At 57.6% G+C, this 14,510-nt stretch carries 19 protein-coding genes; 16 read left to right on the top strand and 3 right to left on the bottom strand.

Annotated features, from left to right (window positions below; genetic code table 11):
• Window positions 1–310: 310 nt before the first annotated feature.
• On the top strand, window positions 311–664 hold the full coding sequence (locus ACQZ5F_RS02965; protein ID WP_046798136.1) for a nuclear transport factor 2 family protein: 354 nt from the start codon (window positions 311–313) through the stop codon (window positions 662–664).
• 164 nt (window positions 665–828) lie between these two features.
• Here ACQZ5F_RS02965 and ACQZ5F_RS02960 read toward each other — a convergent pair whose 3' ends face one another.
• Window positions 829–2,064 (bottom strand): tyrosine-type recombinase/integrase, encoded by a 1,236-nt coding sequence (locus ACQZ5F_RS02960; protein WP_448730978.1) that lies wholly within the window; start codon window positions 2,062–2,064, stop codon window positions 829–831.
• Window positions 2,061–2,510 (bottom strand): Arc family DNA-binding protein, encoded by a 450-nt coding sequence (locus tag ACQZ5F_RS02955; RefSeq protein ID WP_448730979.1) that lies wholly within the window; start codon window positions 2,508–2,510, stop codon window positions 2,061–2,063. Before ACQZ5F_RS02955 ends, ACQZ5F_RS02960 begins: the two co-directional genes overlap by 4 nt.
• An 84-nt stretch (window positions 2,511–2,594) precedes the next feature.
• Here ACQZ5F_RS02955 and ACQZ5F_RS02950 point away from each other — a divergent pair, with 84 nt between their 5' ends.
• From ACQZ5F_RS02950 to ACQZ5F_RS02880, 15 genes are all read left to right on the top strand, one after another.
• Window positions 2,595–2,759: an Arc family DNA-binding protein gene (locus ACQZ5F_RS02950; protein WP_448730980.1), complete on the top strand. Its 165-nt coding sequence runs from the start codon at window positions 2,595–2,597 to the stop codon at window positions 2,757–2,759.
• Window positions 2,760–2,829: 70 nt separating this feature from the next.
• Complete coding sequence (locus tag ACQZ5F_RS02945; RefSeq protein WP_448730981.1) at window positions 2,830–3,186, top strand: hypothetical protein; 357 nt, start codon at window positions 2,830–2,832, stop codon at window positions 3,184–3,186.
• The gene (locus tag ACQZ5F_RS02940) at window positions 3,179–3,382 is read left to right on the top strand and encodes a DNA-binding protein (RefSeq protein ID WP_448730982.1); all 204 of its coding nucleotides are present in this window, start codon (window positions 3,179–3,181) and stop codon (window positions 3,380–3,382) included. Before ACQZ5F_RS02945 ends, ACQZ5F_RS02940 begins: the two co-directional genes overlap by 8 nt.
• 284 nt (window positions 3,383–3,666) lie before the next feature.
• The gene (locus tag ACQZ5F_RS02935; RefSeq protein ID WP_448730983.1) at window positions 3,667–4,479 is read left to right on the top strand and encodes a hypothetical protein; all 813 of its coding nucleotides are present in this window, start codon (window positions 3,667–3,669) and stop codon (window positions 4,477–4,479) included.
• Window positions 4,476–4,772, top strand: coding sequence for a DUF6074 family protein (locus ACQZ5F_RS02930; protein ID WP_448730984.1), 297 nt, complete (start codon window positions 4,476–4,478; stop codon window positions 4,770–4,772). The genes ACQZ5F_RS02935 and ACQZ5F_RS02930 overlap by 4 nt, the downstream gene beginning before the upstream one ends.
• The gene (locus tag ACQZ5F_RS02925; protein WP_448730985.1) at window positions 4,769–5,155 is read left to right on the top strand and encodes a hypothetical protein; all 387 of its coding nucleotides are present in this window, start codon (window positions 4,769–4,771) and stop codon (window positions 5,153–5,155) included. The genes ACQZ5F_RS02930 and ACQZ5F_RS02925 overlap by 4 nt, the downstream gene beginning before the upstream one ends.
• A gap of 14 nt (window positions 5,156–5,169) precedes the next feature.
• Entirely contained in the window at window positions 5,170–6,030 is an 861-nt protein-coding gene (locus ACQZ5F_RS02920; RefSeq protein WP_448730986.1) for a hypothetical protein, read from the top strand.
• 1 nt (window position 6,031) lies between these two features.
• Window positions 6,032–6,373 carry a hypothetical protein gene (locus ACQZ5F_RS02915; RefSeq protein ID WP_448730987.1) on the top strand — a complete coding sequence of 114 codons (342 nt, stop codon included), beginning with the start codon at window positions 6,032–6,034 and terminating at the stop codon, window positions 6,371–6,373.
• Window positions 6,333–6,656 (top strand): phage tail assembly protein, encoded by a 324-nt coding sequence (locus tag ACQZ5F_RS02910; protein WP_448730988.1) that lies wholly within the window; start codon window positions 6,333–6,335, stop codon window positions 6,654–6,656. Before ACQZ5F_RS02915 ends, ACQZ5F_RS02910 begins: the two co-directional genes overlap by 41 nt.
• Window positions 6,653–6,973, top strand: a complete 321-nt coding sequence (locus ACQZ5F_RS02905; protein WP_448730989.1) for a phage tail assembly protein — start codon at window positions 6,653–6,655, stop codon at window positions 6,971–6,973. The genes ACQZ5F_RS02910 and ACQZ5F_RS02905 overlap by 4 nt, the downstream gene beginning before the upstream one ends.
• A gap of 310 nt (window positions 6,974–7,283) precedes the next feature.
• Window positions 7,284–9,440, top strand: coding sequence for a phage tail tape measure protein (locus ACQZ5F_RS02900; RefSeq protein WP_448730990.1), 2,157 nt, complete (start codon window positions 7,284–7,286; stop codon window positions 9,438–9,440).
• Window positions 9,440–10,744: a S49 family peptidase gene (locus tag ACQZ5F_RS02895; protein ID WP_448730991.1), complete on the top strand. Its 1,305-nt coding sequence runs from the start codon at window positions 9,440–9,442 to the stop codon at window positions 10,742–10,744. The genes ACQZ5F_RS02900 and ACQZ5F_RS02895 overlap by 1 nt, the downstream gene beginning before the upstream one ends.
• A 12-nt stretch (window positions 10,745–10,756) precedes the next feature.
• Window positions 10,757–11,788, top strand: coding sequence for a major capsid protein (locus ACQZ5F_RS02890; protein WP_448730992.1), 1,032 nt, complete (start codon window positions 10,757–10,759; stop codon window positions 11,786–11,788).
• Window positions 11,789–11,855: 67 nt separating this feature from the next.
• A complete protein-coding gene (locus ACQZ5F_RS02885; RefSeq protein WP_448730993.1) occupies window positions 11,856–12,941 on the top strand; it encodes a phage late control D family protein in 1,086 nt (361 codons plus the stop codon).
• Between the two features lie 237 nt (window positions 12,942–13,178).
• The gene (locus ACQZ5F_RS02880; RefSeq protein ID WP_448730994.1) at window positions 13,179–13,688 is read left to right on the top strand and encodes a hypothetical protein; all 510 of its coding nucleotides are present in this window, start codon (window positions 13,179–13,181) and stop codon (window positions 13,686–13,688) included.
• A 128-nt stretch (window positions 13,689–13,816) separates the two neighbouring features.
• Here the strand turns inward: ACQZ5F_RS02880 and ACQZ5F_RS02875 are convergent, their stop codons facing one another.
• Window positions 13,817–14,497, bottom strand: coding sequence for a hypothetical protein (locus tag ACQZ5F_RS02875; RefSeq protein ID WP_448730995.1), 681 nt, complete (start codon window positions 14,495–14,497; stop codon window positions 13,817–13,819).
• Window positions 14,498–14,510 lie beyond the last annotated feature (13 nt).

The following is a 14,510-nucleotide window of genomic DNA, read 5'->3' as shown; positions in this document are numbered from 1 at the left end:
CGCGCGGCACCCCGCACCGGCGGTTAAACCGGCAAAGCCCACATAAAAGCCTCATGACACTCCGCAGGATGACCGGCGGAAAAGCCCTTGATGCCGAAATTTGTCGGACCCAAGGCGACTATAATGACAGGCGGGACAAAATTGTGGAAAGCGGCAGCAAAACATGCCGCCACTCAGCACGACGCCTTTGTGGCAGGCCACCGTAAAACACTTTTGCGAAGGCGTAACAGGCACGTTTTCAGGAGGTTATGGTGGAAACTCACCAACGGGTGTAAGCTCTGCTTTTGGATCTGAAGGGAGGGATGATCCGATGCCGCAAACCATTACCCAGACCGTCACGGACTATGTGCACGCCATGGCCTATGCCGATGAGGGCCTGATGCGTGACGTTTTTGATCCCCGCGCCAGCATCGTCGGCACCTTCGAGGGCGAGACCGAATGGCTGTCTCTGGAGGACTTCGTTGACCAGATGCGAAAAACCGAACGCGGCCTTCCCGATCACGACCCCACGTTCGAAATCATCGGCATCGACAAGGAGGGCGACAGCGCCTCGGTGAAGCTGACGACAAGTTTCGATGGGATGGATTTTTACGAATACCTGTCCCTGCTGGAACACGAAGGCAACTGGTCGATCGTGCACAAGCTTTACCACATCAAGCGGTAGATACGGTCCGGAAGAGCAACAGAAGTGCGGGTGGGGACAGGTTCAAGCTAGTGAAAATACTGGTGCCCCCGACAAGGTTCGAACTCGTGACCCCCTGATTACAAATCATAATCTACTGCCCGGAGAATATGGGGTTTTGCCTTACATGTTGCGTCTGTGTCGCGTCAAGATAAAAAGAAGTCGGCTGCGTTCGCCAGTTCTGAGCCGTCGTCATCGCGCGGGAAAAGGTGTCCGTACGTATCCATCGTCATTGCGATAGTAGAATGCCCCATGCGCTCTTGAACCAGCTTTGGAGGCAGGCCGAGCCCTCCATCTTCACGCCGATTTATACACCACGACGCGAACCAGTGGCGTAGGCAATGAAGGCCGGAGTATTTCGGCGCCAGCACGGGCTTTCCGTCCTCATCGAGTTCGCCACTATCAGTTACAATTCCGGCTTTCACCCACAGTGGATGGATGCCCCGGCGCAAGATATTCTTCAAGCTTTCAACCTTCCCTAAGCCGTTCGGGAAAACTAAATCGTGGACCGCGATCGGATTGCCATCGGCGTCAGTTTTACCGGTGTCGCGGCGTGGGCATGCAAGTTTCCATTCTTTGAGGGCATTGATCACAAGCGCGGGGGCCGGCACAGTCCGTTCTCCCGCAACAGATTTCGGCCGGCCGATATCGTTGAAACGATCCGCGCGCTGGTGAACCCGAACCTGCTTTTTTTCGAAATCAATATCTTGCCATCTAAGACCGCGCAGTTCCGACGCCCTGAGGCCGCAGAACGCGGCCGTCAGAATAAACGCCCGCCATCGGCCCTCTGTCACGCTCAGCAGCGCTTTCACGTCTTCTCGCGTTGGAATATCTACGCCGACCTTCAATCGGCCCTTCTGACGCTTCTCATGGCGGTTTGCGCTCTTTCCGCGCCTGGCTTGCATTTCGCGGGCTGCATTCCTGATAACGAGGCCGCGTTCCTGCGCATCCGCCAACAATGTGCCGAGCGTCATCATCACCCGCTTGATCATCGAGGGAGATCGGCCCTCCTCGCGCAACTTATCCTCAAACGAGCGCAGACGCGCGGTATTCAGCGTGTTGAGTTTGCTCTCACCGATGAACGGGACGATATGGAGCCGGAGAGTTCTCTCATAATCCTCGATTGATGATCGCTCCAATCCGGCGGCCGTTGCGGACACTATCCATAGCTTCCCCGCTTCCGCGACTGTCACCGTGGCCTTATCCGCCACGTGGACACCTTCGCGCACTTCGACCGATGCCGTTGTAGCGAATGCATCGGCCTCCTTTTTCAGACGGAACGTTTTGAGCCTTCGCTTGCCTGTTGTATCAACGTAATCCGCAACCCAAGCAGACTTTTTCTCGCCCTTGGGTGTGGTCCATTCCCGCTTGCGGACGCTCATTCCTTCCCGCCCCCGGCTACGTCTGCTTCTCGATCGCGGCGCGCGTCAGCTTTAGCCAGAGCACGAACGAAATCTCGCACTCGCTCTTTTGCTTCCTCCTGATCAGGTTCGCCGTTGGGGTCGAATTTCCATATCGCCGTGTATTCCTCGACTGTGCGCCGCAAAGACGCGAGTTGCGCTCGCATCTCTCGCATCGATTTATTTAATTCCGCAGGGTCGAAGCCTTCCGCGTCGAAGATATCGAGCGGCCTTTGATCCGGTACAAAGGTTCCGGCCGCGATCGCTTCCAGTTTTTGCTGCAAATTGCCCTGCGTTGGAAGGCTACCTCGCAGCCTCAATACGATTTCAGCGGTTAACGATCTGCCGTTCTCCAAAGCAGCTTTTTCAAGCTCCTCTTTCAAGTCCGCCGGCATTCTCAGGTTCACTTGTGGTTCGTTTCTAGCCATGGCTGAAATAAAGCACGGTGCTTATTGACTTGCAATAAAGCACTGTGCTTTATTAAGCACCGTGCTTAACAAGAGGTAACAGCTATGGCCCGAAAAGACCCCACGTTAATGATCAGGCTTCCCAACGACTTAAAGGAACGTATCCGCGTTTCCGCTGAGAAAAACCGGCGGACGCTGACAGGTGAAGTCACCTTTCAACTCGAAAAAATTTTCTCGGAAAACAGCGGCGAAAAAGAACGGGCTGCCTGAGAAGGCATAGCCGATGCGGCTGCAACCGCATCGGCCCGTTCACGAAACCGCAAACATCAAGGAGTTCGACATGTCTAACAAAAATATCGACACTGCGAAAGCTGCCCCCGAGGAGTTTTTCGCCGCAATGACGCTCCCCGACCTGGAGAGCGCGCTTTCCGCTCTCGTATCAATGCGCACAACGGCGGGGCTCACATCCAACCTCGCCAACCATATGAAGCGCGATGAGCTTGAGGACTTCGCGGACGCTCTCAGCGAGGCCCTTGGCGATCAGATCGAGGCCATCGAAACGGAATTGCTCGGCCGCTCCCCGCTTGATGCGGCGGATATTGCCGATCGAGACGAACTTATCGCCGTCGCCGCGAACGCGCTGCGCCCGGGAGAGCATGGAGCCGATCTCCGGATCGGGAGGGTTTCCAATGGCTGAGGCAGCAAAAGCAGATAGTCTTGACCTTGTGTGGGGCGCCGACGCTATTGCGAAAGTGATCGGCAGGACAAAGACACAGACCTATCATTTGCTCGCCACGGGCTCTGTACCCGCAAAGAGCATACAGGGCCGATGGGTTGCCTCCCGCAGCAAACTTCGGCAGCATTTCGAGGGCGACGCCAGTGAGCAAAATTGACCATTCCAAGCGCGCGCGGGCCGACCGCGCGCGCCGCCATGGGGCCGAGGCCGTAGACGATCTTGGCCCAATATTCCCGACGAACGAAAACGAGGCCGGCGAAAAGCCGGCCTTCGAAAGCTGCCATCCGCAGCGAGGCGGAGAAGGCGGTTGCGAAAATCACGCGCACTATCACATGCACGGGCTGCGGTCACTCGGCCGATGTCGTCTTGCCGGCGTCAGCGGCCGGCAAGCGGCTACGCTGCTCGGTCTGCCAGATGGCCGCAGGTTGAGGAGCGGCAAAGATGCGAAGTAAGACATTCATTGCAAGTCGCGAAAACACAGATCACGCGCGGAAGATCATCCGCCTTGATTATCAGGATGGAGCCGGCACACCCTCACGCCGACATAAGGAGTGGACGCCCGAAGAAATGTTCGCCCTGTCCGTGCGCAAGGCCCTCAAAGGCCTCGCGCGGCATCGGCGGGCGCAAGGGAAGTCTGTTGGACACCTTCCGGCTTGGATAACCGTCGCAGCCGACATTTCGGCCGCGCTACACGTCACTGTGACGGATAGAACGGTCGAGGCCGTCTGTGTCTCCATTGGTATTGATCTAAGGGATGGCACTCAGCAGATTATCGCGCCGATAGCAGCCCGCGCGGCGGCGGCGCGCCGCGCAGCGGGATCGCAGCCTTTCAAAATGATGGACGGCGAGGCGGTGGGGCTATTTGTTGAATTGACCTCGGACGAGCGCACGCTCCTCGGTATCCGGAACATCGGTTCTATCGATGAAAATAAGGATGATAGGCGCAAACGTCTCGATCGAGAAAGACAGCGCAGGAAGCGTGAGGCAGGGGGCGCGACGCCGCGCCCCCAATCTGCGGCGCAATCCAAACCTTGGGAAGATAAAGGCATCAGCCGTTCCACATACCATCGACGGAAAGCGAAATGGGACGAAAACGTCACGCTATCCGTATATAAGGGGAATGTGGACGAAACAGTCTCAAATTCCGGAAAAGCGGACGAAATAGTCTCACTCTTTGCTGACGAAACAGTCTCACCCTCCGTCTCCATGGGGAAAGCGGACGAAATAGTCTCAAAACGCGAGGGTGAGGTATGAGCGACCGCAACCAACTCGACCTATTCGATGTGTCGAGGCCCGCAGCTAAGATTTTTGCTTTTCCGCTTTCGCGGCAGGTTGGCCGAGCCCGGATCATCGCAGAGCGTATTTTCAATGGACCTCACAATAAGGCTCAATCGGCTTACAATCGTGCAACGCGTCAACTGGTTTCCGAGCTCAGCGAGTTCGGTTTTGACAGCGATGCGATAGATGCCGAGTTGAGCGCATTTACCGAGGTAGTGAACGCCGAAATTTCGATCTTGCTCAATAGTGAGCATCGAGGTGTTCGATGAATTCATGCGAGGAAAAAGCATTTCCTGTCCCGATGGCGGAAGCCGAAATTATCAGCCTGAAAGAGGCGCGGCGAAGATCGGGGAAGGACATCAAGACAATCAAGCGCTGGTGTATCAGTCATGGCATCGGCCGTCAGCCAGGCAACTGCGGCCCATGGCAAATTTCTGGCCCCGCCCTCGAAATGTACCTCAACGGCGACATGGAAGCGCTTGAAATTTTCCGCACGGGAGATCGATTGCATCCGAGGCTGATAAAACATTTTTCTCGTCTCGTTCTCCCGCCGGTCCCGCCCGGCGAGATGAATGTCGCGCGCAAAAGGGCGGCCGTGTCCAGCCGTGCCACCTTATCCCGATCTGCTGAAAATGGTGAATTGGCTCCGTAACCCGGAGCCAATCGATGCAATTCTCTCCCGCACAGCTAAAGAAACTTCCCTCGAAAGCCCGAGAAAAGGCCATCAAGCTTGGTGAGCGGTCGGAATATCATCTTGGGGCAGTCAGACAGGTCTACGCGCAGAAGGATGACCTTCATAAGCGGGCCAATGACATCGTTATCGAGCGCTCCGAGTTCGTCGCCCGCCTCGGCGGTCAGAAACTCAGCACCGACGCCGAGAAGGGATTTAACGAGCGCAAGGCAGCGGTCAGCGTCCAGATCAAACAACTCGCGGACGAAATTCCCAAGTTTCGCGATGCTTGGGAGGAGTTCGATAATCTCCTCCGTAAGTGCGCCGCCGTTATCGATGATCACAGTGGATTGTTTGAGCCAGCGAAGCCAACCACGCGGCCGCGGTCAATCGATGAAACGCGTGGGCGGATTGCGGCGCTCAAGAAGCAACATGCCGATGTTTCTATCGCTCCCATCCCACGCGATCAGTACATTGCCGCTGTCAAAGTGGCGCTGGATAAAGCGGCGAAGGCAGGCGAGACCTTTTTCGATCCCCGTGTCCATTCCGGCGATCCTTTCCGCCTCGCCTCAGTGATCGACAATGACGGGCGATCTTCGGGCATAGGAGCCGGAGCACTTCTACTGGCAATCTTCCGTGACGAGGTTCTCGCCAAGCTCGAAGCGATGATCCTGCCGGATAGTCCGGATACGCTGACGGAAGAACAGCGAGCCAAAAAACTCGCCAAGATCGACGCCGATTTGCTTCAAGCGGAGCGCGAGGAGGAGGCGTTCATTGAGGCCGCCGACGCGGACGGATGGCGCATCGCCCGCCGAGCGGACGCGAACCCTCTCGCGATCCTCGGTATCGAGGCCTGACATGCTGACTGTTCCACTCTCTCGACCATTGTTGCTGGATGGGTCCGTTTCGGTCGGTCGAATTGTTGTTCGCAAACCGTCTGACGGCTGCCTTAAGAGCATGCGGAATTCGAGAAGTTCCGTCGCAGGCTTCACCTATTCGCAAGTAATCTGGTTCGCCTGCCGCATGACTTGCTACGGCGAAGTTGCGCTTCGGAACCTCAGTGCCGCCGATTTTGCCGAACTCTCGCGCGCGATCGAGGAAATCTATCAAGCCTGCCAAGGCGAAATCTTTCTCGAAAGCGAGAACGGTAAGGCGATCCTTGATCAAGGCAACGGGGAGCGTCCCGATGCAGCGAATTGATCTCTCTCGCCCAATTCAGCTTGCCGGTCGCGAGATCACTTTCATTGAAATCCGGACGCCAGGTCGCGCCGCCTTCGATCGGATAACTGCCGTTGCCGATCCGACGCTTGATGAGGCGATCCGACATGTCTCCCGCCTGTCGGGAGCCTCAGAGGCGACGATAAGAAAACTTCACCCTGCCGATCTGCGGCGCGTCCTCGGCGCGGTCGAGGAAGAGATTGCCGCCATGCGGAAGGCTATGCGCGTCAGAAAAGCCCAATCCAAAAACGGAGAAATGAAATGATGCAGGACACCCAAACCCCTGTCGCAACTTGGCGAACCGTTGAGCACAAGCTCATTCACCCCGTTGCCGGGCCTGATGGCAATATTTCCTCGGTCGTTTTGAAAGAACCTGACATCGAGGCGCTCGAAAAGATCGATGATCTCGGCATCATCGAAGGAAAGCCGATGAAGGTCGCGCAGATCAGGGGCATCATCGGCGCTGTCTCCGGCCTTCCTGATGAGGCGCTCAAGCGCATCCATCGCGACGATTTCGCCGCCCTCGGAGAGCTTGCCGTCCCTTTATTGGCGGCGCCGGAGAAGGAGAAGGGCAAGGATTGAACCTTGCCGTCATCCTTCTTTGGGCACGCGCCCGTGGCGGCCTCGATCGAGTTGCGGCCGAAATCTCGGCCGTCCTCAGCACTCCTTTCCCAACAGTTAGATCAACCCGCATCTCGCTCATCATGCGAATGCATAAGGAGGTTGAGCGCATAAAGCGCTCCTCGATGTTATGGCAGCAAGTTCGCTAACCTCCTCTCTGGTCGTTCGTCTCATCGATCAGGTTACGGCTCCGGCCCGGGCAGCGTCAAAATCGCTGCTCGGGTTGAACCAAGCCGCCAACGCTGGTCTCGGTAACCGATTGTCGGTGGCAATGGCGCAGAACAACGCAGCGCTTGACCGTGCCCGAGGCGGTCTCGCAGATGCGGCGATCGGCTTCTATGCTCTCAAATCCGCAATACAAGCGCCGCTAACGGCCGCCATGGACTTCGAAAGCGCGATGGCTGACATCGCCAAGGTTTCCGGCTTTGACGATGCCGGGCTCGCGGCCTATGCAAAGCAGCTTCGAAATCTCGCAAAAAACGAGATACCTATGGCCGTAAGCGATCTGGCCGCGCTCTCTGCGGCTGCGGCTCAGGCTGGCGTACCGGACGAGGATTTGTACGATTTCACTCGCTTGACGGCACAGGCCGCCGTCGCGTGGGAAGTAACGGGCGGCCAAGCTGGCGAAGCCCTCGCAAAAATCCGCACGGCCCTCAATCTGACGAACGCGCAGACGGCCGCCTATGCCGACGCGATCAACTATGTTTCGGACAGCCTGGCAACGAATGCACCCGAGCTCATCGATTTTACGAAGCGGGTCGCAGTGCAGGGGGAGTTCTTTGGTTTCGCGAAAGAGCAGTCGGTTGCATTCGGCGCCGCGATGATCTCCGCCGGCTTCAATGCCGACGTAGCGGCTACCTCGTTCCGCAACATGGGCCGCGCGCTCACCAAGGGGGCCAGCGCCACAAAAGCGCAGCGCGGAGCGTATGAGACGCTTGGCCTAGACGCCAAGAAGGTTGCCAAGGCGATGCAGAAAGACGCTGTTGGCACAACCATGAAAGTTATCGAGAAGCTCGGCCAGCTTCCCGAGCATATGCAGGCCGCTGTAATGTCCGGTCTGTTCGGGGATGAGGCCGCCGCACTCGTTCCGCTTCTCAAAAACACAGAGCTCCTCCGAAAAGCTCTGTCGCTGACTGCCGATGAGCAAAAATACCTTAACAGCGTCGGCAAGGAGTTCGAGAAGCGCGCCGCCACGTCGGCTTACAAGTGGCAGATGTTCAAATCTCAAATTTCGGACATAGCGATGACGATCGGTGGGGCGCTGTTGCCGGCACTCAACCAGACCATGAAAGCACTCGGCCCGGTCCTGCTCAAATTGTCGGACTGGTCGGAAGCGCACCCCGAACTTATCCGCAACCTCGTTGCGGCAACAACTGCTGTTGTCGGCTTCAAGGTTGCCGTTGCGAGCCTCAAATTCCTTGGCCTCATGGGCCGAGGCGGCGCGCTCTCGATGCTCGCCCTCGGTTACAACACTGTCGGCAAGGCGGCGATTTTTGCCGGCAGAGGTATCAAGGCTATGGCCTTCGGGCCGATCATCGCCGGTATCTCGGCCGCCCGCCGAGGCCTTGTAGGCTTTGCCGCCTCTGCGGCGATCCTCGGGCCAAGCGGGGCGGCTGCCATCGCTTTCAAGAGCTTGGGGAAAGGGGTTCTCTCTATCTTGAACCCCCTCAACCTTGTGCGTCGATCGGCATTCCTGTTGCGCGGCGCTTTGATGTTTACAGGCGTCGGGGCCGTCATCGCCGGCATCGCTGCGGCCGGGACGCTCATCTATAACAATTGGGATGGTTTGGTCTCGTTCTTCCAAGGCGTGGGAAAGGGCTTCATGGAAGCCCTCGAACCGGTTCGCCCCATCATGGAGCCGATCGCCGGCTTTGCTGAGCGGATATATTCGGCCGTAAGCAACATGCTCGGGCCGATCAAAGCCACAAACACCGAATGGCGTGCGTGGGGCGAAACTGTCGGCGGCGTTGTCGGCGGTGCCGTCCGTACTGTTGTCGAGGCGATCAATGATTTGATCGCGAAGATACAAAACGCGGTGCAGTGGGCGCAGAACCTCGGAACCTCGATCAAGAATGCCCTGACATGGGGAGGCGGCGAGGCCGAGGGCGGCGCCAGTGGCGGCGCTGGCGGAACGCCCGAATATGACAGCATGGGCAATGTTACCGGCCATCGAAAGAACGGCGGTCCTGTCTGGCCCGGCGGTTCCTTTATCGTCGGTGACGGGGACGAGCCAGAGGTTTTCAGACCTAAGACGGCCGGAACGATCACGCCGGCAAGCAAAGCTGGCGGCGTCCGCGACATCAAAATCATTAACCACATCAACGGCGTGACAAATCCCGAGGAGGTTGCGCGCGAGGTCGAAAAGCGAATTCGAAACAGCCTCCGCGACCAGATGCACGGCGCGTTCTCAAATTCCGGAGTTAGATAATGTCCGATAATTTTCTCCCCATGATCGCGGATCGCATCCTTAACCGGCCGCTTTTGGTGCATCCGGACAAGGCGGCAACCATCCTTCATGTGCTTGAGGGCCGCATCACGCTCGGCCGCAGCGCCGATCAGGTGGACGCAAGCCGGTTCGTCGGAACGACGGCGCGCGGCGACGGGACCGGCCGCCGGTTCACCCGGGCGGCTGGCAAAACGGCGATTATCACGGTTGATGGATCGCTCGTTAACCGCGGGGCTTGGGTCGGTGCAAGTTCGGGCTTGACCTCGTATGAGGGTATTGCTGCGCAGCTTGACGAGATCGCCGCCGAGGTTAAGGCCGGGCGGCTCGAAAACCTCGTCATCGACATGAACAGCTATGGCGGTGAAGCTACCGGCATGGCGGCCGTTGCGGCGAAAATCCGAAACCTGCGGAAATCGATGCACGTCGTTGCTGTCGTAAACGACGTGGCGGCGAGCGCAGCTTACGGCATCGTGAGCGCGGCCGATGAGATCGTAATTTCCCCAACCTCCCTTGTTGGCTCGATCGGTGTCCTGATGATGCATATGGATCGGTCGCGCGAAATGGACGCCAAGGGCATCAATGTCACCTTCATCCACGCTGGCGCGAAAAAGGTGGATGGCAATCCTTTTGCGCCTTTGCCTGAGAACGTCCGCGCAGACATGCAAAAGGACGTTCTGGCTTTCTACGATCAGTTTCTTGAGACTGTAGAAGCCGGGCGCGGCAAGGCGCGATTGAGCGCCAAGAAAGCGCGCGAAACCGAGGCGGATGTCTTTATCGGAAAGGAAGCGATCGCCGCCGGGCTGGCGGATCGAATGGCCTCTCTCGATGAGGTTCTAGCCGAATTATCCCGCCCCGCTCGGGCTGCGGGCAAACCCCCACAGAGGACATTAACGATGGACAGAGAAGACTTGCCCTCGGCTCATGCCGAGGCTGAAAAATCCGCATCTGCAATCTTGCTGGCTGCGACGAACGAGCGCGAGCGCATCAAGGCCATTCTCGCGCTGCCCGAGGCGAAGGCTCGGCCGGCAACTGCTCATGGCCTGGCGTTCACTGCCGGCATTTCAGTCGATACGGCAAAAACGGCGCTGGCGGCCATGCCTGAAGAAGTTGCACCGGCCGCAGACGCCAACCCGGCGCCGAATGCGCGGAGAATTCCATCGATCGCAGAGCGAGCCCTCGAACAGCGCGAGGTAGGCCCGACCGGCAGGCCCGAGGGCGCAACACCCGACACCATAAAGGCGGGTTGGGCCAGCGCCGCCAACAAAATCAATTCCCGTTACGAATAAAGGAAAAAAGCAATGTTGGACATTTTCAATCAGGACGCTTTCAGCGTCACCTCTCTGACGGACGCGCTTCGCGACGTGAAGCCGCGCCCCTCTCGCATCGAGAACATGGGTCTTTTTCGAGGAAGCGGCGTTCGCACTTTGACAATCGCAATTGAGCGAATTGGCGATATTCTGCAACTTGTTGCCCCCACGCCTCGCGGCGGCCCGGGCGAAACGCGCGATATGCCCAAGCGTTCTGTCGAAAACCTGTCCATTCCACATTTTCAGCGTGATTGGGCAGTTTACGCCGATCAGGTTCAGGGCGTGAGGGCGTTCGGCAGCGAAACCGCTCTGCGCCAGGTACAAGACGTTGTGATGGAGGAAATGTCGGCCAACCTTGCCGACCTCGATCTTACCGATGAATATTCCCGCATCGGCGCGATCCAAGGCATTGTCACCTATAAGGGTGGGCAGACGCTCGATCTGTTCACAAAATTCGGCGTTGCGCAGTCGGACGAAATCAACTTCGATCTCGACAACGCCAACCCCGCTGATGGCGCTCTCCGAGAGAAATGCGCCAACGTAATCACGGCGACACGGAAAATCGTTGGCAGTCTCGTCTTTGAACACGTTCACGCTTTTGTGGGGGAGGATTTTTTCAAGTCGCTTCTACGGCATCCGGAAGTTCGCGAGACATACAAGGGATGGGATCAAAACCGCATTCTCCGCGAGAGCTATGTCGGAAAAAATCGCTCGTCCAATCCGATTTTCGAGTTCGGCGGGATCGTTTGGGAAAACTACGGCGCCCTTGAGGATAGCGGCGACGGCGCGTTGATTGGCATCCATAAGGACAAGGCTCGCTTTTTCCCTGTCGGCGTTTCCGATCTTTTCCGCACTTATTGGGCGCCGGCCGATTACAACGATACCGTCAACACTGTTGGCCTGCGGACTTACGCGAAGCAATGGCCGATGCCCAATGACAAGGGCATTTTTGGCGAAACGCAGCGCAACGTTTTGCACATCTGCACCCGCCCGGCAGCACTCATGCGCGGACGCCGGGCGTAATTTCGCAACATGTGGCGGCGCCGGCCTGGTGTCGGCGCCCCGTGTCCTTCAACGCGAGATTTAGATCATGAAAAAAGCCATCGCTGAAATTTGGGTTGACGGCGTGAACGTGACGGATCGGATATCTCCGCTCCTGATCAGTCTGAGCGTTTCCGACCGGGCGGGAATGTCGAGTGATAGCGCCTCGATCGAGCTTGACGACACCAACGGGCGCGCAATTCTGCCGTCCGGTAAAGCGGCAGTTTCCATCAAGCTCGGATGGGAAGGGGAAGGCGTTGCAGAGGTTTTTCGAGGCACGGTTGACGGTTCCCCGCGTGCAAACGGCGGCCGCAGCGGCCGAACGATCTCGATCACAGCAAAGAGCATGGATGTGCGCAGCAAGGCTAAGCAGGGCCAGCGCAGGCATTTCGATGATGAAACAATAGAGAAAGCCTTGCAGGAAACCGGGCGCGAGGCCGGTATCACCGTTGCCGTCGATCCCTCCTTTGCGTCAATCACGCGCGATTACATCGGTCTAGACAATGAGAGCTTCGCAGAATTTGGCGAGCGTATCGCGCGCGAGGTGGGCGGGACATTCAAGATCGTTGGCGATCGAGCGATACTCGCCAAGCGAAACGGAGGCGTAAACGCCGCCGGCGCGGCGCTTGCGACCGTTCGGGCGGTATGGGGTGAAAACCTGCACGATTACGACATCGCGCCGATCGCCGGCCGCTTTTTGGAGAAATCCGCTCAAACACGCTGGTATGATCCAAAAGCGGCCGCACACAAGTTAAAGGACGCTGAGACCGAGACCGAGGACGCGACGACAACGTACTACGACCGATTTGACGCGAGCGATGAGAGTAGCGCTCAGCAGAGATCATCCGCCCTTGCGGCCGAACTGGATAGGGAGAGCGGCGAGGGAACGGTAACGATCGAGGGGAACATCGGCGCGCAGCCCGAGGGCTCATGCGTGGTTGCCAAGTGCCGGCCCGGGATCGATGGCACATATCGGATCAAGGGCGTAACTCACAATTATTCTCGCTCAGGATGGATCACGCGCCTTGAGCTCGGCCAGCCGAAAGGCGACGCCGGGAAGGACAAGCGCGGGAAGGCATCGAGCGGCGGCGATGACGATGATTTCTCTCTCCCGGCCGATAGTGAACTCGGCTGAATGTCGCGGTTTTGCACGCGGCGGGCAGGTGGACAAACATCGTAATGCGTAACGTGACGCCGTGACATCATGTGACATGTCGTTGATGCCCGATCTAGGGCGGGACGCTCTCAAGCGTCCCTCAACCTCTCCCCCCCTTCAAGGGACCGTACGGCGGGGGCGCCTTACGCGGGTACGATTACCCCCGGCTCCTGCCTATTTTTTTGGTTTTCGTTTTTCCATTTGGAGTTGGAGAAAATGGCATCAAAATCGACCAATCCCACTATCGAATGCGACGGCCAATCGCTGATCTCGCTTGAGGCCGCCGGGAAGCTGCTCGGCCTGAGCGCGGAGCGCATTCGCCTTCTCGTAAAGGATGGTTTTATCGAACGGCCGGCACCTGGTCGCGTCACCCTCGGGAGTGTGGCGCGCGGATATGCCCGCTATTGGCAAGAGAAGGCTTCACAGCAAACCAAAACCTCGGAGGATCAGCGCGTAAAGAGAGCCCGCGCCGAGGAAATTGAACAGCGTATTGCCGAGCGAAACCGCCGGCTTGTTCCCGCCGAAGAAGCTATCGCGGCGATTGATCACATCGTCGGGGCATGCGTTGAGACCTTCAACGCGCTGCCTGCGATGATCACGCGTGACATCCCAGAGCGAAAGCGAATTGAAACCGTTGTCAGAAACGCGCAGCACGGAGTTGCGCGGCGATTAGGGGAAGCTGCGGACCTTGTTAGAAAAGGTGGGACGCTTCCCGGTTCCGAATAGCGAAGCCATCGCGTCGGCCCTCCCCGGTTGGAAATGGAAATGGAAAAATTGAAATCAGAAAAACAGCGAGAAGCCGGGGGGCGGTTGACCCGCATAGGGGGCCTCCCGGGTACGGTCCCTAAAATGTTTCAGGCGTACCTTTCCAGCATCCTTTTGTGGAATATAAGTTCCTTATCAAGAACCTCAATGCAGTCTTCGAGATAGGCGCGTGCCGAGGCAATACACAGGTTAAACGCGAAATAGACGATCGCTTCGACATGTTTAGGGGGAGAGACATCGATGTCGGGACCGAAATTGCTGAGATATTGATCAATGTCTGCAACGGCCTTTTTCGCGTTGACCCGCCACATGTGCGCGATGTTTTTTTCCAACCAAGCAAAGTCGTCACCGGCAATCACGTCCCTTACCGACTGAATTTGCTTCCGGAGTTCCTCTGGGCCTGCGTATTTCATCCCATCTTTTCGTTCGTATCCTCTCACTTCGGAAAGCAAACGAGAGGAAACTCCCCGTAGATCAGCCGCGGCCACCTGGTCTCGTTTTATCGAGACCCATAGCGTGTCTTTCCCGAGCATCCGTTGCAACTCAACCTGCTTAAATACGAACCATGCTGCCGGGATTGCTGCGATTAATGCCGCCCATGATCCCGTCGCGCTCAGCCACTCGCGGAAACAGTCAGTTTCATCTTTGGCGCATGCGACAGCTTGCAGATTTGGTGATTGCCACACCACGGCAACGAAAAAGACGGAAGCAAGGCCGAAGGCAGCAAGCCAGCCAGTCCAATAACCGAGTTCTTCATGTCTGTTTTTCATGCTGCCCGTCGCC

Source organism: Agrobacterium sp. 22-210-1 (assembly GCF_053522525.1).
This window is presented reverse-complemented; position numbering and strand designations above follow the sequence as displayed.

Coding starts and splice junctions, on each gene's coding strand:
- ACQZ5F_RS02885 (WP_448730993.1), top strand. CDS start 11,856: ATGAAAAAAGCCATCGCTGAAATTTGGGTTGACGGCGTGAACGTGACG.
- ACQZ5F_RS02950 (WP_448730980.1), top strand. CDS start 2,595: ATGGCCCGAAAAGACCCCACGTTAATGATCAGGCTTCCCAACGACTTA.
- ACQZ5F_RS02920 (WP_448730986.1), top strand. CDS start 5,170: ATGCAATTCTCTCCCGCACAGCTAAAGAAACTTCCCTCGAAAGCCCGA.
- ACQZ5F_RS02955 (WP_448730979.1), bottom strand. CDS start 2,510: ATGGCTAGAAACGAACCACAAGTGAACCTGAGAATGCCGGCGGACTTG.
- ACQZ5F_RS02890 (WP_448730992.1), top strand. CDS start 10,757: ATGTTGGACATTTTCAATCAGGACGCTTTCAGCGTCACCTCTCTGACG.
- ACQZ5F_RS02880 (WP_448730994.1), top strand. CDS start 13,179: ATGGCATCAAAATCGACCAATCCCACTATCGAATGCGACGGCCAATCG.
- ACQZ5F_RS02935 (WP_448730983.1), top strand. CDS start 3,667: ATGCGAAGTAAGACATTCATTGCAAGTCGCGAAAACACAGATCACGCG.
- ACQZ5F_RS02940 (WP_448730982.1), top strand. CDS start 3,179: ATGGCTGAGGCAGCAAAAGCAGATAGTCTTGACCTTGTGTGGGGCGCC.
- ACQZ5F_RS02945 (WP_448730981.1), top strand. CDS start 2,830: ATGTCTAACAAAAATATCGACACTGCGAAAGCTGCCCCCGAGGAGTTT.
- ACQZ5F_RS02915 (WP_448730987.1), top strand. CDS start 6,032: ATGCTGACTGTTCCACTCTCTCGACCATTGTTGCTGGATGGGTCCGTT.
- ACQZ5F_RS02900 (WP_448730990.1), top strand. CDS start 7,284: ATGGCGCAGAACAACGCAGCGCTTGACCGTGCCCGAGGCGGTCTCGCA.
- ACQZ5F_RS02965 (WP_046798136.1), top strand. CDS start 311: ATGCCGCAAACCATTACCCAGACCGTCACGGACTATGTGCACGCCATG.
- ACQZ5F_RS02930 (WP_448730984.1), top strand. CDS start 4,476: ATGAGCGACCGCAACCAACTCGACCTATTCGATGTGTCGAGGCCCGCA.
- ACQZ5F_RS02925 (WP_448730985.1), top strand. CDS start 4,769: ATGAATTCATGCGAGGAAAAAGCATTTCCTGTCCCGATGGCGGAAGCC.
- ACQZ5F_RS02875 (WP_448730995.1), bottom strand. CDS start 14,497: ATGAAAAACAGACATGAAGAACTCGGTTATTGGACTGGCTGGCTTGCT.
- ACQZ5F_RS02905 (WP_448730989.1), top strand. CDS start 6,653: ATGATGCAGGACACCCAAACCCCTGTCGCAACTTGGCGAACCGTTGAG.
- ACQZ5F_RS02895 (WP_448730991.1), top strand. CDS start 9,440: ATGTCCGATAATTTTCTCCCCATGATCGCGGATCGCATCCTTAACCGG.
- ACQZ5F_RS02960 (WP_448730978.1), bottom strand. CDS start 2,064: ATGAGCGTCCGCAAGCGGGAATGGACCACACCCAAGGGCGAGAAAAAG.